The organism is Stenomitos rutilans, assembly GCF_059505485.1.
Genome location: NZ_JCACKR010000044.1, coordinates 1 through 21,353, shown reverse-complemented (window position 1 = coordinate 21,353; position 21,353 = coordinate 1). Strand labels below are relative to the sequence as shown.

Genomic DNA, 21,353 nt, shown 5'->3' with positions numbered 1-21,353 from the left:
CGTGATGAATACCCTTGATGGTCGGAGTCTTGCTGGCTTGCAACAGTTCAAACAGTCATCCTCTAAATGTCTGGCACCGCAGCTATCAGTTTAGCCAATCCATGTCATTTTGAACGTAGTCATTATGCAAAGTTATCTTTTTTTAGCTTAGCAATCACTCTCTAGGTCTCAAGGCTTGGGGTTTAACGGGCTTGTTGTGATTCTGTCGTTTGCGATCGCACGCTTCAAAATACCTGTTTGCCTGCCCTGGTTGGCGGTATGGGTTGCGCATCGGTTAGTCGCTCCCAGAGCGTTTTGTAAAGTTGCTCCGCGATCGGTGCCTTGAGCACGCGCCCTAAGCGATCTTTTTTTTGTGCCGCTTGAAGACATCGCACTTGCGGGCACAAGTAAGCCGATCGCCCCATCCCATGATCCAACTGCACGACCGGGGGCGATAATTGTTGGGCAGAATGCACTCGCACGACACGCCAAAACTCTTGTTTAGAGGCGACTTTGCGGCAGCTCACACAGCGCCGATCGTTTGGCTTCATAGGCTAATGGCTAGGGACGCTTGAGCGCATCATCGGACTCGATACCTGCTCCATCGGCGGTTGCACCTGTTATAGCATCATCTTCTACATTGTCATTGTCTGTCGCCATTACAGGTGCGACGTAGGCGTTTTTATCAGGGTCTTGGGTTTCCTCTTCATAATCGTAATCATCATACTCATCTGATTCTTCTGGTTGAAAGCGACGACGTGCTTCCATCGCCGCGGCGATTTTCTGGTTTTCTGCCTCATAATCATATTTTGCAGAATCCTTAATATCAATTTTCCAACCTGTGAGGCGGGCTGCCAGACGCACGTTTTGTCCTTCTTTCCCGATCGCCAGACTGAGTTGATCCTCAGGCACCAACACATGCGTTTGCCGTCCTTCAGGATCAACCAGACGCACTTCATCGACGCGTGCGGGGCTTAGCGCGTTTGAGATATAAGTCGAGGGATCAGGTGACCAGCGAATGACATCAATCTTTTCACCACGTAGCTCATTGACCACGACCTGAATTCGTGATCCTCGCGCTCCAATGCAGGCTCCGACGGGGTCAACATCTCGCTCAACGGTATCCACGGCAATTTTGGTGCGAGGCCCTACAAAGCGAGACGGTGGATTGGCTTCACGGGCTACGGCCACAATCCGCACGATTTCATCTTCAATTTCTGGTACTTCGTTGGCAAAGAGGTAGACCACCAGCCCAGCATCCGCTCTTGAGACCAACAGTTGCGGCCCCCGATGAGCGCCCTCAGACACTTTCTTCAAGTAAACCTTGAACGTCGCGTTGGCTCGGTAGTTGTCATTAGGAAGCTGATCGCGTTTGAGCAATTCGGCTTCGACCTCTGGTTGCCCAAAGCCACTATTCACAGCCAAGATGACAGACTGCCGCTCAAACCGAAGCACCCTTGCCTGAAGCACGGTGCCTTCCAGATCTTGAAACTCTTCTTGCACAAGCTTGCGCTGTTGATCACGCAGTTTTTGAGCCAGCACTTGCTTCGTTTGAATGGCTGCCATCCGACCAAAGTCGCCCTGGTCGGGGGTGACATCGAGCACAACCGTATCACCAGACTGGGCCTCAGCCGCCACTTCCTGCACTTCTTCAAGCGCTATTTGATGATCGGGATTTTCAACTTCCTCAACGATCGTCTTTGCGGCTAGAACTCGAAAGCCTTCTTCTTCAACATCCAGTTCCACCTCAAAATTCGCGAAGTATTCTTCGTCAAAATTAGGGTTATCCATGCGCTGGGTACGTCGATACCGCTCATACCCTTTCAGTAAAGCTTCTCGCAGCGCCGCCTGCACTGATAGCTTGGGTAAGTTTCGCTCCCGGCTGATGCTGTCAATCATGTCTCTGAGACCGGGTAGGCTAACCATTGACATTGGCTAAATCTCCGTAAGTGTGAGGGGATGAGGGAAAATGAGGGAAGGGGAGGAAGAGAAGCAGGTAAGCAGGGGGAGTTTTGAGTTGAATGAGCGGTCAAGAGTCAGCTATCAGCAGTCAGCTTCTTTCTAACAACCAAAAACCTTTCTTGAATGCCCAACGGGCTATACAACCAGTAACTTCTTCTGTCTTCTAGCGCTCTTCTTCTAACTGTACTTTTGTGACCAAAGCGCGCGGAATCGCGATGGTGCGTCCTTTTTGATTGATTTGAATGGTGTTTTCATCCCGACGGATGAGTTTTCCAGTCCATTCTTGCTGTCCGGCGTAGGGTTCAGCGGCTATGACAGTGACAGGAAAGCCTTTGAAAGAAATAAATTCGCGATCGGTGGTGAGCGATCGCGAAATCCCTGGGCTAGAAACCTCCAGTACGTAAGCATCTGGAAAGATATCCACTGCATCAAGCGCTGGCTCTAAAGCTCGACTCATCTGTTCACAATCCTCCAGGCTAATGTCGCGTTCAGGATGACAGATATCGACTCGCAAAATCGGAGGCTGCTGGTTAGTGTGAAAAACAGCTCCAACAAGCTGTAAACCGAGAGCCTCTGCCAGTGGATGAGCGAGATCAGTGACGTGTGGAATAAGCGGATGAACCATGAGTACCCATAAAAAAAGTGGGCGTAACCCACTTCCCACGAAGTTAAAACTTCACGAAATCAACGAGCGCTTGTGAGAAAGTCTCGTAACGCTCTCGCCTAGTTTAGCTCATCATTCTCGGAGTCGGCGCAGAATTATTTCGCTTTACAGGTTACGATACATTGCTTCGGTCAATTCTGGCTTTATTCACCTGGCTTCAGTCACTCTGGCTTCAGTCACTCTGGCTTCAGTCAATCCTAAAGTTGAACGGCAAGCGAACATAGACGCCTAACGGGTCATTCATCGTCTTGAGTACGGCCAGATCTGCCTGCAGCTTCTCCACCTGAGTTGAGAGCGGGTCACGGGTTTTAGCGCTCTGGCCGACGTGGGCGGCAGCATCAGTGCCTAACTGCTCGAAGAAGCGTTCTGGGAAACTGCGCGTCTTCGGATATTCTTCAACCTGCCAGTTGGTGCCCAATTTAGCGCGTTTGGCGGCATCTTGAATGGCCGCTTCAAGTCCGCCTAACTCATCGACCAGGCCAATCTGCTTGGCTTTGAGGCCAGACCAGACTCGACCCTGAGCAATCTCGGCCACTCTGGCTTTGGTGAGCTTGCGAGAGCCAGCGACTTTGGTGAGAAACTGGTCATAGATTTGATCAACGGACTTTTGCAGGATGGCTAGCTCTTGCGGGGTTTTAGGTCGCGTGGTGGTTTGGCTATCGGCATAGCGCCCGGTTTTGACAACATCCCAGGTAATGCCGTTGGTGTTGGCGATCGCCTGGAAATTTGGCTGGATGCCAAACACCCCAATTGATCCAGTAATGGTATTGGGTTCCGCAAAGATGCGATCGCTGTCTGTGGCGATCCAGTAGCCACCGGATGCCGCAACAGACCCCATCGACACAACCAGCGGTTTCGCCTTGCGAGTGAGGACAACTTCCCGCTGAATCACTTCAGAAGCAGTCACGCTGCCGCCAGGGCTATTAATTCGCAGCACAACGGCCTTCACATCCTCATCCTGACGCAACTGGCGGAGTTGTTTGGCTAGTCGATCGCCGCCCACATCCCCTGGGCCACCCTGCCCGCTGACAATATCGCCTTCAGCATAGACAACGGCAATTTGGTTGTTGGTTGCTTTATCTCGCTTGTCTTCAGCGATTTTGGCATAGGGTTTCAGGCCAATTTGCCGAAACGATTTGCTTTTTTCATCGCTGCCAGCCACTTGCTTCCAGTCGGCGACCACCTCATCCAGATACGCGATTTTATCAACCAAACGGCTTTTAAGCGCATCCTCTGGCATGATCATCCCCTGGCTGTCAGCAACGGCCTGTAACTGCTGTGGGGTGAGCTTGCGGTCTTTGCCTGCCGCTGTCAAAAACTCACCCCACAAATCGTTGAGCAATGCCTGCGTTTGGACACGGCTTTCGGGGCTGCGTTGCGTCAGCAAAAAGGGTTCTACTGCAGACTTGTACTTGCCAACGCGAGTGACCTGTACACCAATCCCAAATTTTTTCAACGCGCCTGCGTAAAACATCGTTTCGGAACTCAGTCCATTGAGAGTTACTGCCCCAATGGGGTTCAGGACGATCGTGTTGGCAACAGACCCCAGATAATACTCTCGTTCACCCCAGGCAACGTCATAGGCAATAATTTTCTTGCCAGAGTCTCGAAAGCGTTGCAGAGCTTCGCGTACCTCTTTAAGGGTGGCAAACCCAGCGCCTCCAGCACTGTCTTCATCACCATGAAGATAAATGCCTACAATTTTGGGATCACGAGCCGCTTCGTTGATGGCATCGAGCACCGAGCGGAGGCTGATCGTGTCGTTGCTAGTGTCGCCGGACAAAGCACTTCCTAAGTTAACGGCGCGCTTTGCATCTGTGATGGTGGTGCCCAGATCAAACACCAGTACGGATTTGTCTTTCACTTGAGGCCCCGTATCGCGTGCGGCGATCGCAATGATAAGAGTGACAAGCCCACCAACGCTCAAACCCAGAAAGATTAATAGCCCCAGTACCGTAGCGAGGGTGTTTTTAAGAAAGTCGCGCATTCAAGCTGGCTCCCAAGGTGCAGTTGCCGATTTTGTCTTAGTCAAAACTTACGCGGTTGCCCCCTTTTCTTGTATGCCCGAAGGGCTTTAAGCCCCTAATTCTGGGGGACTTTGAGTGCTTGCTCCCCCAAAGTTGGGGGCCGGGGGACAGTTTTGCGAGAATTTGCGTAAGTCCTATTAGTTCGCTTTTATCCTACTCACTGCGTGAACAGTTTGGCATCCAGGGTTTTAGCGATGCGATCGCGTGTCTCCTCCAAGTGCGCGATTGTTTCGGTATCCGTTTCTCTACCGCGATGCTTGAGGACGCGATCGATCCCTTCAGCCAGTTGTTTCAGTTCATACCATGCAAGGGTGCGGGCATCGTCAGGAACATCGACGGTACGTAGCACCATGCCAGTGAGCGCTTTGAGATATTCACGCTGAAGGCCCCGACGCAGGCTAGAAAGCTGTAGTTTCCCCTCTGGTTGCAGCACGTCACGCCAGATCGCCGTTTGCAGCGTGTCGAAAAGCTCTGATAGGGTAAACGCCTGTCCAGCATCTGTTTTAAGGGTGGCATCCCGCAGTCGCGCCAGACGATCAGGGCTGAGCAGGTTATACAGCACGATCGATTGGAGGAACAAAATGCGATCGTGGATTGGGTAATCGAGCGAAAACGTCTGGGCTTCTTCACCCCAATGCTCCCAACGGGACGGCGCTAACTTGTTTAGGAACGCTGGGGAAAAGTGGAACTTATTGGCATCAAACACATGGGTTTGTAGCAATGCCATTGCCTGCCGTTGTTGCCCCGCAGAGACAGGCTCAAACGGTAGTCGTCCTGCGGCATCGCCACCCCGAAAGCGATTGAAGGATTGCCCCCCAATATACGTGGTTAAAAAGTTGGCGTTGCGCAGGTAATAGTAGAAGATATCGTCAAACTTTAGGCGCACATCGCTAAAGCTTTCTCCCTTGGTGGGAGCGCTCTGGTCAAGCTTTTGCCACAGTTTTTGAGCGTTCTCCATTTGCCAGGGAGCATAGGTCAACAGGTCTCCACTGAGGTCGAAACGCTGTGTCAGGGGGTCGAGTTCTGCGTCAACATCTTCGTCCGTTGCATAGGCTAGCGCAGGCTCAGGCGCACGCCCAGCAATTTGCTCTAAGAGACGTGCCTCTGCTTGTGGAATGAGTGCCTCTGTGGGTGTGTAACCGTAAGCGATCGCCCACTCATCGTAGGGGCCGATCACCTGGGTAAAATAATCCCCCTGGTTCGTGCCTTGAGGAGCCAGATTTACAGCCGTATAATCCATCACCGAGGCAGCTAACCCCCGATGGCGCGAAACGTTAGTGTTGTTTAGCTCTGTAGGAGAGAGCATAGCGCTGCCACGGAAATTGTGGCGTAGCCCTAGCGTATGCCCGACTTCATGGGCAATGAGTTCTCGCAGGTAGGACTGCACAAAGCGTTTCATCGCACCGCTATCAGGCGAAACGTTTTGCAGCAGGTTGAGTGACATTGCCCCAATCGCTAGCTGTCGTGACGCTTCCAGGCCGTAACAGAAGTCGTACTGCCTCATTGATTGCAGCATCCGCTGAGATTTCCGTGCTGGTTTGGCTGTAGCTGACTGTTTTAAGAAAGCGGCTGCACTGCCATAGCCACAAAGCTCAGAACCGTCGGCCATCTGCAAAGCCGCTGTTTTTGACGGCATTTGCTGCGATCGCGACAGCGTGGTATACATCCGCTTGAGATACCGGGCGAAGCTACTATCAATCAGGATATCGGCATCCAAGATTTCTCCAGTCATAGGATTAACCCGCGAAGGGCCAATGCCAACGAAGCCAGCGTCGAATGACGTGAGCCAACGAATGGTGTTGTAGCGGACATCCGCAGGATCCCATTTGGCATCATCGGGCATCTGGCGCACCTCGATCGCATCCTTAAAGCCCGCCTGCTCAAACGCCTTGTTCCACAGCAGGACACCCTCTCGCACAGCATCCCGGTACTCCAGCGGCACGGTGTTTTCAATCCAAAACACGATCGGAGTTACAGGTGGAGAGAGAGGCTGCTTAGGGTCTTTCTTTTGCAAATGCCAGCGCCGGATGTAGCGCACAAACGGATCATGGGGCGAATCGTTGGAAAGATCCTGGTACGCCGTGATGAAATACCCCACGCGATCGTCAGCCAGACGAGGCCGATACTGATGATTCATGGGCAAGCGTGACAGACTGTAGCGCACCCGTAAATTAAAGGTTTTGTTATCTGGTAAGACAGAAAGATAGGGCAGGGGTGGACTCTCGGTGCTGCTGGAAAAGCCATAGTTTGACTCTAATTCCACATTGAGCGGAAACGCTTGCACCGGGCCGAGCGATGACTTGCCCGCATCCAGGTTGTATGTCGAGCCTAGTTCTTCAGCCAGCACCTGACTTAACCCAGGCAGATCACTCAAAAATAGTGGGCTGAGATCGACCAGCAGGCTTTTGCGCTTGGGATGCACGCTGCGGATAGTGAGCGCTTGCAATACAGAGTCGCTAAACGATCGCTTGACCGATCGCTGGAGTGGATCGCCTGGACGTGTCCGAAAAAACACATTGGGCACTACAAACTGAAGCTTGTTGCCAACACGCCGAAAGTTAAACAGAAAATCTTTGAGCGGCAAACCGCTGTAAATACCACCCTGACCAATTCCCGATTCCATCGTGATGGTACAGAGGTAGTTGACATTTAGCTGCTCAGGCTGAATCTCAGCGTAAAGTTTGCCCGCCGCCTCATCCCGATACAGCGTAAAAAGTCCCTTAAGCTGCTGGGTTCCTTTGACAATCTGCTCAAAGGTCATGGGTTGGGGTGCTTCTTGCTCCGTCTCCTCTGCCATTAAGGGCGCTGGTTTGATCAACGGCGCTTTCTCCAGACTCTCTGGCTCACGCGGACTGGCTTCATTGGCTGGAGTGATAGCTGTAGGCGCTTTCAGAAGTTGGTCGATCGACCCGGTTGGCGATCGTTGCTCACTCCGAACGTAAGCTGGCAAAAACACCAGGAACAAACCCAGCATAAAAGCGGCAATCAGTGAGATTCGTTTCATTCCCTTAATGGTGTGTGAGGTCGAAAAAGTGCCCAACGCTTAAATTAACGCATCTTCCCAATGGTAGAGCTTGCCATTCAAATAACTTGAGGATTTTATCCTAAGTTGAGAACAGTCTGTATGCCGCCTTTGGAAAGAGTTCGATCGCTGGACGCAGCTACTTGAGCCATACGACTGACTGGCAAAACGCTGATCCGGGATAGCAGCCTGATCTAAACCTTTGATGGTAAGCTAATCGCTAGCTTAAAGGCATTCTTCTTCAAATCGCGATGATGCAAAAGCGCTATGAGCAATGCAGAGTCTAATGGCAGCACCCAGCAGCTACTCACCGCTGTGCTGCAAGCAACCGCTGAAATGCAGCATGCAACCGCTGAAATGCAGCAAGCAACCGCTAGGATGCAGCATGCAACCGCTGAAATGCAACAGTTAAACCTTCAGCAGAATCAGAAGCTAGATCAGCAGAGTCAGAAACTAGACCAGCACAATCAAGCACTCGATCATCTGGCTGAGCAAGTTGGGCACCTCACAGAAGGGTTGACGGAGATTAAGCTGCTAGTGCAGGAGCAATCTGAAACATCCAAACGGCAAGAGCGAAACATCGATCGCTTGGTTGGCATTGTGGATAAGTTGATTCCCGATCGTACGGCGTAACGCGATCGCGTGATTTGTTCGTGAAAGGTGATCATGACTCTAACCTGAGCTTTACGCACCAGGTTTTGAGCTATTTAATAGCTGTTAAGTTGATGTTCAGCTTACTGGTCATGGTTGCAATTGCTTTAGCTTCTTCTGGCGTAATCACGCCATCTTGTTGAGCAATTTTTTGACACTGAGCTAGCAATGGTATTGCAAAATCGCTGTTAATCTGACCAAGCAAACTCTCTAAAGACGGTGGTGCTTTCGCATTAGCAGCGATCGCCTCCAGCGAAGCCGGACTAAAGTTAAACGACATCAAGGCTGGCAGCATCTGCTCCCAAGTTTTGCCTGGATTGCCTGCGAGAACGATGTGAACCAGGATTTGATCCATAATGACTTCCTGAGCGATCGCGCCTTGCAGATATTTCTCACTCTCGACTTGAGACGCTTGGAGCGCAGTTTGAGATGTTAGAGGATTCAACTTCGCTTCGTAAAATCGGCAGGCTGCATAGCCAAGTGCATAAAGCATGGCTGCGTTACTGCTAGCACCAATTAGCGCTCCAGCACCAGGCACACTTCGCGCAAACCCCAATCCCGCTTTCAGTGCAGAACCCCCACCGAGCGCCAAACCAAAGATCGTCATTACTTCGCCTTTCCTGGCTGGTTCATGCAAGTTCAATCCATAGGCGCAAGCGATTTGGTATACCATTTCTGCCTGTATTGCTGTTGTAGCAGCTAAATCAACGGCAAACATAGCAGTCGCAAAACCTGGTAGTAAACTGCTAGCAAACCCTGTACCGCCGACATAGAGCGATTTTTCTAACATCACACGATGTGCGATCGCATCTGGTTTATCGTTGGGATACTTCCGCTGTAAATTTCTGACCTGTGTTTCAGCTTTTACCACATCTACTTGATCAGCAATCTTAACTAGCCAGTCTATCTTCAAAACTTTTGTTAGCTCTTGTAAATGCGGACTACTGCTGACCATATCAAGTACATAGCCAACGCCATCGGTTGCTTGCAGCGCTGTATGACTAATAGTCCCAGCAAAGCCAACGGCCGTATTCGCGATCGCTCCACTTGCATACGTAGCTACACTGCTAACGGAATCAGCCGTTCCGGCTACTGTACCTGCAACAGTTCCACCCGCATAAGTGGCTGTACCACTAACAGCTTCTACGGCTCCTGCAATTGTCCCAAACATTGAACCCCAGAAAGAAGGCTCTTCCATCAATGGTTTGCTTAAATCCAGATCTTGTCTCCAAGCAGGAAAGAGCGACTCTCTACGTCGTCCGTGAACTTTAACTTGCTTGACAAAACTAAACTTTAGTTTGTCAAACATCTTACGAAGATAGGCAACCATTTGAGCCTGATCAGGTGTTTGATCAGCAAGCAAGGTAATCAACAGGCAGTCGCTTTTCAAGTCAATCGTTGCCGTAGTACCTTGAGGTTGCAAATAATTCACTACATCATGAATGGCTTGTAGATCACCCTGTCTCGCAAGTTCTAAACATCCTGGTTGCGCTTGAATCTCACTCGATAATTTTGAGGCAACCAACGCTGAAATTTGTGTTTCAGAGTTAGATTCAGATGACAACGTTAAACTAACGACCTGATTGTCAAGTTCCAAATCTTGTTGCCAATCCGGAAAATCATCACCGGGTTCTCGTCCGCTGAGCTTTAGCTTTGTGCAGCCTTGAATGCTTAAATTCTTTACGTTTTTGAGCAGCAAAGGCGCAATGGCTTGTTGATTTGGCACTCCAACAGCTTCTAACATAATCCGTAAACAGTCATCCTTCAGACTGACTTTTGCCGTTACGTTTTGGGCTTCCAGGTGCTGAGGCTCTAGCCATTGAGTAACGAGCGCACCAATGGCGTTCACGTCCCGCTGTTTAGCTAGTTCAGCAAAACTTGGTGCAGTTTGTCCTGCAAGTTCCATTTCCTCTTGCCAGCTTGGAAAATCGTCCCCTTGCTCTCGACCGTAGATTTTCAATTGCTTGATGGCTTCAGCATTCAAACCAGTGATGCCTTTGCAAACAAATTCAACTAAGGGTTGCTGCTGGGGCACTTGAGATGCTTCTAGCATCACGTTCAAGCAGTGCTCCTTGAGGCTCACCTTAGCCGTAATACCTTTTGGTTGAAGGGAGCGATTCATTAGAGCCGCAATGGCTTCTGTATCAGCTTTTCTGGCACGTTCCAAAAGGTTTGGTTGAGAGACTGTCATGACTTTGAGGAGGAGTAGGTATAGGTAAAAAGCTCTGTTTAAAGTGCCCAGCATGACCTGATTTAGAACAGACGTGACGGAGAGCTATAGACGGTGTATCTTTAATCCGCAGCGTAGTAAGCTCATGAGCTGATCAGCGCTAAGCTAATCGAATACAGAGATAGGGACTGTCGTGGCACAGGTTGTTCTTGAAAACATTTACAAAAGCTTTTCTGGTCGTAAGGGTGAACCAGCACCGACGACAGTAGCAGCAGAGCCTTTGGTTGCGCCGCTGGGGAAAAGCGATGTAGCCGTGAAGGATTTGGCACGCCGATCGCACGCCACCAGTGTGCTCCGTGCCATTAACCTCACGATTAAAGACGGTGAATTTATGGTGCTGGTAGGGCCATCTGGTTGCGGCAAAAGTACGCTGCTGCGCCTGATTGCAGGCTTGGAAGAGTTAACGGGAGGCAATGTGTACGTGGGCGATCGCCTTGTCAACGACCTTCCACCCAAAGAGCGCGATATTGCGATGGTGTTTCAAAACTACGCGCTGTACCCGCATATGACGGTGTACGAGAATTTGGCGTTTGGGCTGAGACGCACAAAGTTAGGGAGTCGGGAGTCGGGAGTTGGGAGTTGGGAAGAGCACCAGCAAACACCAATTCAAAACTCAAAACTCTCTAGCGAAGCGGCGCAACGCGCTACTCAAAACTCTCTTCCTATCTGGGCTGAAAATTTGCTGATTGAAACGACGCGCAAGTTGCCGAAAGGGTTGCGATTTCGATCGACACGGGAACGTGCAATCGATCAGCAGGTACGTGCTGTCGCGCAGATTCTCCAAATCGAGCCATTACTCAATCGGTTGCCGAGACAATTGTCGGGTGGGCAAAAGCAACGGGTAGCGTTGGGTCGAGCGATGGCACGCAATCCACAAGTCTTTTTAATGGACGAGCCATTGTCAAACCTGGATGCCAAGCTGCGGGCAGAAACCCGATCGCAAATCGTGAAGTTGCAACGACAGTTGGGCACAACTACCATTTATGTCACCCATGACCAGACGGAAGCCATGACGATGGGCGATCGCATTGCCGTCATGAATGCGGGGCAAATTCAGCAAATTGCCTCACCGTTGGAGCTTTACAACCATCCTGCCAACCGCTTTGTCGCCGAGTTTATTGGTTCGCCGCCGATGAATTTTCTGCCCGTGCAGTTCAAAGCGCCTCTGCTCCTGACCCATTCTCAGTTTCGCCTCACTCTACCTGAAGTTTGGGCGACTGCGCTTAAGCCCTACGATGGGCAAACGCTAACGCTGGGCATTCGTCCAGAGCATCTGAATGTGAGCGCTGCTGCACCCAAAAATTTGGCTGTGCAAGTGGAGTTGGTTGAAGCACTTGGCAGCGAAACCTATCTAGCCGTTAGTCTTGTGGATGCTAGCCCAGATGCCCCCTTGCTGCAAGCGCGGATTGAACCCGATCGCCCGGTACACCTTGGTGAACCGCTCTGGCTCTCAATGGCACCTGATAAGATCCATCTGTTTGACCACGACGAACGAGCAATCGTGCTAAACGAGGTCAGATAGCGATCGTGTTTACTTGATGTGAAGATGGTATGGGTGAGGAAGTTGTGAATTTTGAGTTTTGAGTTGGAAGAGCGGTCAGCGATCAGCCGTTAAACCACTCTCGACTCTCCACTCATTTCTTCTGCCCTCTGCCCTCTATCAGGATTTTCTCTGTCGCTTGCGTTGTGCTGAGATAGTTTTAGGGTACGCTAGGCCAGTAGCGTGCTTAGAGGTCGATGGTGATGGTAAAAGGAATGCAGTGGGCGTTGATCCTGGCCTTAATGGGTACTGCCGTTGGCTGCACTAAAGCACCTCAAGCAAAGCCGCAAGCTGAATCTAGCCCTCCAATCTCGATCGCCGCTCCTATCAATAAGGCAAAGCAAACCGCGATCGATGTGCATCAAAAAGGATTGGAGCGCGAACAGTTAGATCCACAAGCGCAGCCAGAGCCGTCTCCTGATCAACCGAAATAACGATAAGACGATCAGGGGATTAATCATTTGAGAAGCGATCAGGCAAAATTTGCGATCGCTCCAATGAAGGCCACAAGAGAAAATCAAGGCGATATAGCGCCTTCTCTGGATCAACAGAGGTTCAAGTAGGAAGCACTATCGCCAAGAAGGTACAGCTCTTCAGGGAGTTACGCATGTACCATGAGATATTGGCCATTTCCTAGTATTTCACCGTTACAAGCATCAAAGTAGGCGATGCACAAGAGCAAATAAAGTCTCCACATTCGGCGAAACCTTGTGTAATCGATCCCATAATCTAAGTTTTTGAGTTGTGCTTGATTTTGATCAAAATTCTCTAGCCAGTTCGTTAGTGTTTTTGAGTAATTAGATCCATTCAAATACCATCGACTGACAGTTTTTAGGCTTCTATCAATCTCTGGTATCGCATCAAAGCTCCACACCCGCATATTGGGAAAGATGTATTTATCGATGAAAGGATCCGTAATGTTTTGAGATAGAGAGGTTGTAATAATGTGGATTAAAACCTTGCCATCATTTTTCAGAAAGGAAGCTAGCTTCTGAAATGACTGAGTTAGGTTGCCAATATGCTCAAAAAGTCCAATGGCAATAATTTTGTCAAACTTTGTTGAGAAACTAGCATCATTGAAGTCTGCTTCGTAGAGAGTGAACCGACTTGGATCGAGGTAACCTTTGCCCTCTTGCCTTTTTTGACGGATATAGTTGCACTGCTCATGGCTTAGGTTCAGGCTAGTGACTTTAGCATTTGGAAATTTGGAAAGGATATAGTTTGCTGCCGATCCCCAACCACATCCTAGATCTAAAATCTCATCACCATCTTCAATTTCCGCCTTATGAATCAGATCATCAAGCATATGAGTTTGCGCTTGTTCAAGATTCAGCGCTCCATTCTGCCACAAAGCCATCGTGTACTTGGGGTATATCACTTCAGTCTCTCCAAGCATGAGCCTGAATAAATCGCTAGGTAAATTGTATTGAACTTTCATCAGCTCTTCTGAACCCTTTGCAATTTGCTCACTTTCTTTTAACAGCCAATTGTAGGGAACCAGGAGGAACGGAAAATTCTTATAAACAATTGGTATGCAAGTATCAAAAAACACTTTCAGAACCGAATCGGGCACTTCTATCCCATTGAGGTAAGATTCGGCCATCCCTAACTGAACAGCATTGATGACGGAACCCAGAGACTGATGAAATCTTTTGCTGCTTTGATAGCCATCTTTATCTAAAGGGGTAGATTGTTCAAGGTTTTGTAGCGCAGGAGTTGTCATAGCTGAAACCTCCAGTTAGGCTTATAGCTCACCATTAAACTACAACCGAGAATAAAATTCAACTAGGAAGCTTTGAGACATTTTCTAGGCATTAAATGAAGATTGATTGTACTCTAAGAGGCTGTCTGAGCGGTTATCTGGGCTATCATGTTGAGAGAAGTGAAAGGTCTCGAAGCGCAAGCCTCTCACATGATTGCTGTGGTCTAGGTGTTATCCTGCAAAAGCACGTAACGTAATGCGTTTGAATCATGCTATTGGGCGAGTCAGCCACAGAAAAAACATCTGACTGTTAAGACGTTCTTCAATACTAACTTCAAAGAAATTCATGAATATTCTTGAACGTCCTCTGTTAATTCATCAATCGGAATACGCTAAAAAGCTACGCCCATTGCTACCAAAAGAAGCGTTTTTGCCGGATAGAAGCAAAATCGTCATTCTAATCACCAATGTTATGATTTTGGTACTGGGTTGGGCGATCGCATCATACCTGGATCGATGGACGTGGTATCTATTGCCGCTGTTTCTTCCCCTGGCGTTGCTAATGGGTAATAGTGTCGTCGTGTTGCTTTTTAGTACTCACGATCTGATGCATAGTAGCGCCATCCGATCGCTACATTTACGTCGTGTGGTTAGCTTGCTCGGACTAGCCATGCTATGGATGCCACCAACTTTATGGAAGGTGGTGCACAATCGAGAACACCACAACCACACCAATTCAGTTACAGATCCCGATCGTAACTATTTGCATGAACAGCCGAATACCTGGGGTAAGTGGATTCAGGATCAATTCGTGCCTTCATTAGAAGTGCATCCTTTAGGATTGGTGCTGGGAATGGGAATGGCCTGGGGCGTTCATACCTTTCGGAATCTAACCTCTGTGCTGTTTTTTAACCACAACGCAGTGAATTATGTCCCAGCTGCTTTTACAGTGAGCCCTAAAGAAAAGGTTGCGATCGTGGGCGAATTGCTCGTCATTATCAGTCTGCACTTTAGCATTCTATGTTGCCTAGAGTTTCATCCTTTGAAGCTGGTGCTAAGCTACTTTTTACCCATTAGTTTTGGTTATGCTGGTGTCATGTTTTACATTTACACCAATCACATGCTAAACCGCATGACCGCAGTGAATGACCCGTTGGTGAACAGCATTTCGCTTCGCATGCCAAAGCTATTTGACCTATTGCATTTCAACTTTTCGTATCACACCGAACACCATATTTTCCCAGGCATTAATTCTGACTATTACCCTCATGTGCAGAGGCTGATTAAAGAGCATTATCCGGCACGAAGTCATTACATACTTGATGCTAGTGAAGCCTGGCGGTTGCTTCTACAAACGCCTCGTCATTATCAAGATGAAACAACCTTCACAACCTGGTCTGGCAAAACATCAATGACGTGCCCTTTAGAAGCTGTCTCAAAAGCCCTGACTTAAACCTAAATGTTGTAAGGGTGCGGCATACTCTACGGAAAGCAAGCTGTGGGCAACGCTGTTTCGAGGTTTATAGGCTTGTTTGCAGCATGCCATGCCCCTACGCAGGGCGATCGCCACTGCTCAGACATTCTCTTAGATTCGCAACCGCTTTAAAATTGCGTCAAACTAGGAATGGTAAGATTCCACTGCTGGTGTGAATTTGGTTCACAGAATCCTGGCAGCAAAGGATGCGAAATCTGGTGTAACCATTTCTATGATCGAAATCCTGGCTGCGCTTTCTGCCTCCGCAGCGGGGGGGATGCGAGTTGCGCTTCCGCTGCTGTTGATCGGCCTACTGTATGGCGGCAGTTTGTGGTCGCGTGTACCACTCCTATCCAGACTCTCACCACCAGTTGTGTTGGGTGTACTGGTGAGCTGGTCTCTAGTAGAAATCTTTGCCTCTAAGAATCGGCTGGGGCGACGATCGCTTCACCTTGTTCAACTCCTCTTTAGTCCCCTGGTTGGCGCGATCATGGGCATGGCAGTTGCACAAGCCGCAGGTATTCCAACCTGGCTCGTTTGGTTGTTGGGCGTGATTGGCGGTCTCGTTGCGTTTGTGCTGCAACTCGTACAGGTGGGTTGGTCGTACCGCGTGCAGCAGATTCCTCTCTGGGTGGTCTTCGCGCAAGATGCCCTCTGTTTTGTGCTGGTGCTGTTTGCGCTGGATGCACCACGGCAGGGTGGGTTGATTGCGCTGCTGCTGCTGTGGTTAGCGATTCGCAGCTCTAAAGAGTGGCGACGCTGGTTTTTGGAGCAGACAGAAGGTGGCGATCGCAAACATCCCAGACGCTATAAGCAAGATCCAGATTAGCGTTTACCGTTGCACCATTGAATCGCCCGACTGCACATCAAACCAATGAATTTCATCAGGCGGAATGGTGAACGCGAGTTCTCGGTTTGACCAATGCTCCGGTGGCAGTAGCGTCCGAAGGATAATGGGATCGCCCTGAGCGTTGGCTACTTTAATACTGACCAGATTATGCATCCCCAGATTTTCGACCAGAAAAACGGTTCCTTTCAGTGTTGCAGCATCCTCTGTTTCGGCGAGTTGAAGGTGTTCTGGACGCAGACCAAGCACGATTTGAGGCGGCACTGTTGGTAAATCGGGAAGTCGAATCTTGAAGTCTCCTAATAGCGCGTAGTTGCCCTGGCAGGGAAGCGTCAGCAGATTCATTTGTGGGCTACCCACAAAGCCAGCCACAAACTGATTAGCGGGTCGATCGTAAATTCGCTCTGGTGCATCTAACTGTTGCAAATAGCCATTGTTGAGGACGGCAACTTTAGTAGAGAGCGTCATCGCTTCCGTTTGGTCGTGAGTGACGTAAACCACAGGTGCTTTTTGTGCTGAGAAAATCTGCTTCAGGTCAGCACGGACGTGCTCCCGCAGCAGGGCATCCAGGTTGCTAAGGGGTTCATCCAACAAAAACACATCCGATCGCCTCACCAGTGCCCGTCCTACCGCAACCCGTTGTCGTTGCCCACCCGAAAGCTGCCCTGGTTTGCGCTGCATCAAATCATCCAGCCCTAGAATGCCGGATACTTCTGTGATCCGTTTTTCAATTTCGTCAGCGGGCACTTTCTTGAGTTTCAACCCGGCACGCAAGTTTTCGCGCACGTTGAGGTGTGGGTAGAGGGCGTAGCTCTGGAACACCATAGCAATATTGCGATCGCCCGGTCGCTTAAAGGTGACATCGCGATCGCCAATCAACACCTGCCCTCGCGTCGGCTGCTCTAAACCCGCAATCATGCGTAAGATCGTCGATTTTCCGCAACCGGATGGCCCCAACAAACTCAACACATCGCCATCCTCAACCGAAAGGCTAATGTCTTTAACGGGAATCACTTTTGGGGTGAATGTTTTGTTAAGGTTTTTTAGTTCAAGTCTGGACATGGGAGGAAAGGATAAAGGATGAATGGGAAAGTTTTGAGTTTTGAGTTTTGAGTTAAAAGACGAAGAGGAAAGTTCTGAGTTTTCAGTCAAAAGGTGAATAAAAGAGTTTCAAGGGCGCTTCGTTTTGAGCTAAGAGGTTGTTTGAAAAGCCTCGGTTGATACCGTTGATCTGTAGGGGCAAAGCATTCGGGCGACGATTTGCCGCTATTTTCGATCGCTTGTTTGCCGAATGCTTTGCCTCTACCTAAGACAATCGCCACTTTTAAAACATCCTCTAATACTGCTTTGCACTTTAAATTCATGAATCTAAAACTCAAAACTTTTAACTCAAAACTCAGAACTTTTACTACCCTTTGACTGCTCCAGCCGTTAAGCCTTGCACAATCTGACGCTGGAAAAAGAGAACGAGAACTACGAGGGGAATGGTGCCAATGACCGTAGCAGCGGCGATCGGGCCGTAGGGAATCTCAAAAACAGAGGAACCGCCGATTTGAGCAGAGGCAACTGGAATCGTTTTCATGCTTTCTTCGGTGAGGAAGGTAAGGGCAAAAATGTACTCGTTCCAGGCAAAGATGAAGGTGAGAATGCCAGTGGTGACGAGGGCTGGCAGGGTGAGCGGCATGACAATTTGAATCAACATTTGCCAAATGGAATAACCATCTACTTTGGCAGCATCTTCCAGGTCTTTAGGTAACTGTTCAAAAAAGCTTTGCATGACCAGAATGGTGAGGGGCAAATTGATCGCGGTGTAGGGAACGATCAGCGCCAGATAATTGTTACCCAAATGGAAAAACTGCACGATTTCAAGTAATCCCTGAAGCAGCAAAATGCCAGGAAATAGGGTGATGAGTAAAACGGTTGCCTGAACGATCTTGCCACCTAGAGGGCGTAAGCGAGCGAGAGCATAGGCGCTTGGAGAACCAATCGCCAAACATGCAACGGTCGAAATTAATGACACGATCGCGCTGTTTAAGATGTAGCGCATAAACGGGCGACGGCTAAACAATTCAATGTAGTGATTGAGCGTTAACCGAGTGGGGAAATAGACGTTGGGTACTGCTGAGATGTCTTCATTCACTTTAAAGGATGTGAGCAACTGCCAGAGCATGGGAGCCAAACAAAAAATGGCGATCGCGACCACCGCAACCCAAAACAAAATTTTGCCCACCGAAACTGACTGCCGTTTGTGAGGAGCAGGAGCATTCATTGATCGATTGGAATCCAGTGCAGTTGCCATCTTTTTTTGGAGGGTGGTTAGTTGTTATATCAGTTTTGAGTTTTGAGTTTTAAGTTTTGAGTGACTGAACTTGCGTAGCATCGCTGATTGGAGTGCATCATCTGTAGCTCAATTAAAGGGAAATGGGATTAGCTGTTGGTTGGTTGTTAAGACGTTTTTTTCAGAGCTATAGCTCATGCCCCATCATGCTAAAAGCTAACAACTTTTCTTGAATGACCAACGGGCTATACAGCCAAAACCTTTCTATGTAGCTGTTCGCGATCGTCGAATCAAACTGCTACCAATAATGACTGCAATTACAAGTAATAAAAACGTGACGACGATGAGAGCCGATGCGTAGCCAAAATCGAGATATCGCATCGCGTTGGAGTAAATATAGAGCGATACTACTTCGGTCGAACCACCAGGGCCGCCACCTGTCATCACTTGAATCAAGTCAAAAATGCCAAACGCCTGGGCAAAGCGAAAGAGCATGGCAATGATGATTTGTGGTAGCAGCAGTGGCACCGTAATGCGCCAGAAGCTTTGCCAGGGTGTAGCCCCTTCTAGAGAATAGGCTTCGTAAAGGTCACCGGGAATGGATTGCAGTCCTGCCAGCAGCAACAGACTGATAAAGGGTGTCGTCTTCCAAACGTCTGCAAAAATGACGGCGATCGTGGCGGTAAGCGGCTCACCTAACCAGTTAACACCTGTGGTAATCAGCCCCAAATGGCGCAAAATGTCATTGGTAATACCGTACTGGTCGTTAAAAATCCACGTCCAGCCCAAACCAATGAGCGCGGTCGGCAACGCCCAGGGAATGATTGCCACGGTGCGAAGGATGTTACGACCACGAAACGGCTGATTTAACACCAGCGCAATGCCCATGCCTAAGATCAGTTCCAGCACAACTGAGATGACGGTAAACCGGGTGGTCACTCCCAACGTTTGCCAAAAATGACCATCACCAATAATGCGCCCATAATTACTCAAGCCTGCAAAGACTGGTTTTAGCTCGGTTCCCAGGTTTTGAGCAAATAACCCCAACCAGATCGATCGCGCGATCGGGTAGGCAAACACTAACAAAAGAACGGCGATCGAGGGTAGGAGTAAGTACAATCCCACCAACTGTTCTCGTGACTGAATGGTTTTGCCGTTTGTCGCTTGCATAGGGAATGAAGGCTAAAGGATGACGGATAGAAAGACAAAGGGCAGAAGGCAGGGGAAGCAGAGGGGGCAACCGCAGAGACGCGGAGAGATGGAACGTTCTAAGATGCGATTCTTCAACTCAAAACTCTTAACTCAAGACTCCTAACTCCTATCCCCTCTTCCTCCCTGCTTCTAACAACCGTCGTGTCTCACCAGCAGCGGCTTTCATAGCTTGCTCTGGTGCTTGCTGATTGGTTAAGGCTGCGCTGAGGTAGCGTTGGAGAATATCGGATGCCTGAGCATATTGAGCGATCGACGGACGTAAAACAGCCTGATCGACGACTTTGAGCAGTTGGGGGTAGTGGCTATATTTGGCAACGATCTCTGGATCGTTAAACAGGTTACGACGGCTAGGAACGTAGCCTGACTCTAGAATGTATGCCTTCTGGGGCGCTTGGCTGGTGAGGAATTTGACGGCCTTCAGCGCCTCTTTGGGGTGTCGAGTGGTTTTCGCAATGCCCACTCCCCAACCACCCAGGCAAGAACCGCCCACGGGTTGACCGGATGCGGGAACCATCGGCATGATGCCCACTTTACCTTTAATCCGTGAATCCGCTTTATTGACCAGTTCCCAGGCATAGGGCCAGTTACGAAGGAAAACCGCGTCGCCCGCTTGAAAGAGCCGTCGCGTATCTTCTTCAACGTAAGTGGTGACACCAGGGGGTGAAGTGCCTTGCGCGATCGTCTGCCGCAAAAATTCAGCCGCGCGTACCGCTTCTGGGCGATCGAGACCCACATCTAACGATTGGGGATCGATCCAGAAACCGCCAAAGCCTTTCAGCACTTCCGCATACATGGTGATCAAGCCTTCATACTGGCGACCCTGCCAGAGGTAGCCCCAACGAGCGGCCTTCTTGTCTTGCAGCGTCTTCGAGATGCTCATGAGGTCATCTAGCGTTTTGGGCGGTTGCAATCCGGCATTCTCAATCAAGTCTTTGCGATAGTAAAGGACACCCGCATCCGATCGCACGGGCATCCGATACAGCCGACCTTCATAGCGTCCACTTTCTACCGCTTGTGGTGAAAAACCAGCGAGATCCTGTGGCGAAACCTGATCGGTGAGATCTAACAACCAGCCTGCTGCCGCAAATTTGGGTGTCCACACCACATCCATATTGATGAGGTCATAGGGAGAATTGCCCAACAGAAAAGAGGTGGTGTACAGGTCTTCGTTGGTGTTCGCGGAGTTCGGCCCTTCATCCAGTTGAATGCGAATGCCTGGATTCTGCGCTTCAAAGGCTTTAACCAACACTTTGTAGGGCGGAATGTCAGGGGCTAACATCAGCAGTCGTAGCGTGACTGGCTGTTGCGACAGCACAACGGGAACGGCAACCAACAAGGCACTTAGCACCGTTAACGCAATCCAACTGCCAATCCTGAAGCGTCGTGATTGGTGCCAACGTCGAGTGAGGAACTGTTTCAGCGATCGCACAAAGTTCATTGAAAAAAGCCCAACTTGAGACGGTAACGCAGCGAAATTTTTTCTATTGTTGCAATCATTAAATGATTTAAAGCACCTGGACTCGTCAACAAAGATTTTTGTAAAGAGTCTCAATCAGGCTCCCATCATTAAGCGTTTGGGAATAATAGGTACCGTCTGCCCAGACTGAATCTTGTTAAACGGTCAAGCTTAAAAAACTTATCTATTACAAAGCTTATAAAGCTATTCCTTTAAGAATACAAACGATCGACCATTGTAAGGTCTATCCCAAGAATTTAGAACTTACGCATTGACAAAAAGAGTGAAATGTGGTGACTCTAGGATAGT

General features: G+C 49.4%; 16 protein-coding genes. 5 read left to right on the top strand and 11 right to left on the bottom strand.

The window, feature by feature from the left end:
- Positions 1-224: 224 nt before the first annotated feature.
- The 5 genes from AC5JLP_RS07360 to AC5JLP_RS07340 form a co-directional block, all read right to left on the bottom strand.
- Positions 225-530, bottom strand: a complete 306-nt coding sequence (locus tag AC5JLP_RS07360) for a YlxR family protein (protein ID WP_496067274.1) — start codon at positions 528-530, stop codon at positions 225-227.
- 10 nt (positions 531-540) lie between these two features.
- A complete protein-coding gene (gene nusA, locus AC5JLP_RS07355) occupies positions 541-1,911 on the bottom strand; it encodes a transcription termination factor NusA (protein ID WP_496067273.1) in 1,371 nt (456 codons plus the stop codon).
- A gap of 193 nt (positions 1,912-2,104) precedes the next feature.
- Positions 2,105-2,566 carry a ribosome maturation factor RimP gene (gene rimP / locus AC5JLP_RS07350; protein ID WP_496067272.1) on the bottom strand — a complete coding sequence of 154 codons (462 nt, stop codon included), beginning with the start codon at positions 2,564-2,566 and terminating at the stop codon, positions 2,105-2,107.
- A gap of 226 nt (positions 2,567-2,792) precedes the next feature.
- Positions 2,793-4,592: a signal peptide peptidase SppA gene (gene sppA, locus AC5JLP_RS07345; protein WP_496067271.1), complete on the bottom strand. Its 1,800-nt coding sequence runs from the start codon at positions 4,590-4,592 to the stop codon at positions 2,793-2,795.
- A gap of 197 nt (positions 4,593-4,789) precedes the next feature.
- Complete coding sequence (locus AC5JLP_RS07340; RefSeq protein WP_496067270.1) at positions 4,790-7,636, bottom strand: zinc-dependent metalloprotease; 2,847 nt, start codon at positions 7,634-7,636, stop codon at positions 4,790-4,792.
- A 285-nt stretch (positions 7,637-7,921) separates the two neighbouring features.
- Between AC5JLP_RS07340 and AC5JLP_RS07335 the strand changes: the two genes are divergently transcribed.
- The gene (locus tag AC5JLP_RS07335) at positions 7,922-8,287 is read left to right on the top strand and encodes a DUF7365 family protein (protein WP_496067269.1); all 366 of its coding nucleotides are present in this window, start codon (positions 7,922-7,924) and stop codon (positions 8,285-8,287) included.
- A gap of 70 nt (positions 8,288-8,357) precedes the next feature.
- Here the strand turns inward: AC5JLP_RS07335 and AC5JLP_RS07330 are convergent, their stop codons facing one another.
- Complete coding sequence (locus AC5JLP_RS07330) at positions 8,358-10,496, bottom strand: hypothetical protein (protein WP_496067268.1); 2,139 nt, start codon at positions 10,494-10,496, stop codon at positions 8,358-8,360.
- A gap of 370 nt (positions 10,497-10,866) precedes the next feature.
- On the opposite strand from AC5JLP_RS07330, the gene AC5JLP_RS07325 reads away from it, so the two are divergent.
- Both AC5JLP_RS07325 and AC5JLP_RS07320 read left to right on the top strand, forming a co-directional pair.
- Complete coding sequence (locus AC5JLP_RS07325; protein WP_496067333.1) at positions 10,867-12,057, top strand: ABC transporter ATP-binding protein; 1,191 nt, start codon at positions 10,867-10,869, stop codon at positions 12,055-12,057.
- 221 nt (positions 12,058-12,278) lie between these two features.
- Positions 12,279-12,509 carry a hypothetical protein gene (locus AC5JLP_RS07320; RefSeq protein ID WP_496067267.1) on the top strand — a complete coding sequence of 77 codons (231 nt, stop codon included), beginning with the start codon at positions 12,279-12,281 and terminating at the stop codon, positions 12,507-12,509.
- Positions 12,510-12,676: 167 nt separating this feature from the next.
- Here the strand turns inward: AC5JLP_RS07320 and AC5JLP_RS07315 are convergent, their stop codons facing one another.
- A complete protein-coding gene (locus AC5JLP_RS07315) occupies positions 12,677-13,798 on the bottom strand; it encodes a class I SAM-dependent methyltransferase (RefSeq protein ID WP_496067266.1) in 1,122 nt (373 codons plus the stop codon).
- Positions 13,799-14,123: 325 nt separating this feature from the next.
- Between AC5JLP_RS07315 and AC5JLP_RS07310 the strand changes: the two genes are divergently transcribed.
- Positions 14,124-15,230, top strand: a complete 1,107-nt coding sequence (locus AC5JLP_RS07310; protein WP_496067265.1) for a fatty acid desaturase family protein — start codon at positions 14,124-14,126, stop codon at positions 15,228-15,230.
- A gap of 253 nt (positions 15,231-15,483) precedes the next feature.
- On the top strand, positions 15,484-16,080 hold the full coding sequence (locus AC5JLP_RS07305) for a DUF4126 domain-containing protein (protein ID WP_496067264.1): 597 nt from the start codon (positions 15,484-15,486) through the stop codon (positions 16,078-16,080).
- 3 nt (positions 16,081-16,083) lie between these two features.
- Here AC5JLP_RS07305 and AC5JLP_RS07300 read toward each other — a convergent pair whose 3' ends face one another.
- From AC5JLP_RS07300 to AC5JLP_RS07285, 4 genes are all read right to left on the bottom strand, one after another.
- Positions 16,084-17,160 carry an ABC transporter ATP-binding protein gene (locus tag AC5JLP_RS07300; RefSeq protein WP_496067263.1) on the bottom strand — a complete coding sequence of 359 codons (1,077 nt, stop codon included), beginning with the start codon at positions 17,158-17,160 and terminating at the stop codon, positions 16,084-16,086.
- Positions 17,161-17,506: 346 nt separating this feature from the next.
- On the bottom strand, positions 17,507-18,397 hold the full coding sequence (locus tag AC5JLP_RS07295; protein ID WP_496067262.1) for a carbohydrate ABC transporter permease: 891 nt from the start codon (positions 18,395-18,397) through the stop codon (positions 17,507-17,509).
- 243 nt (positions 18,398-18,640) lie between these two features.
- Positions 18,641-19,546, bottom strand: coding sequence for a carbohydrate ABC transporter permease (locus AC5JLP_RS07290; RefSeq protein WP_496067261.1), 906 nt, complete (start codon positions 19,544-19,546; stop codon positions 18,641-18,643).
- A gap of 148 nt (positions 19,547-19,694) precedes the next feature.
- Entirely contained in the window at positions 19,695-21,026 is a 1,332-nt protein-coding gene (locus AC5JLP_RS07285; RefSeq protein ID WP_496067260.1) for an ABC transporter substrate-binding protein, read from the bottom strand.
- Positions 21,027-21,353: the final 327 nt, after the last annotated feature.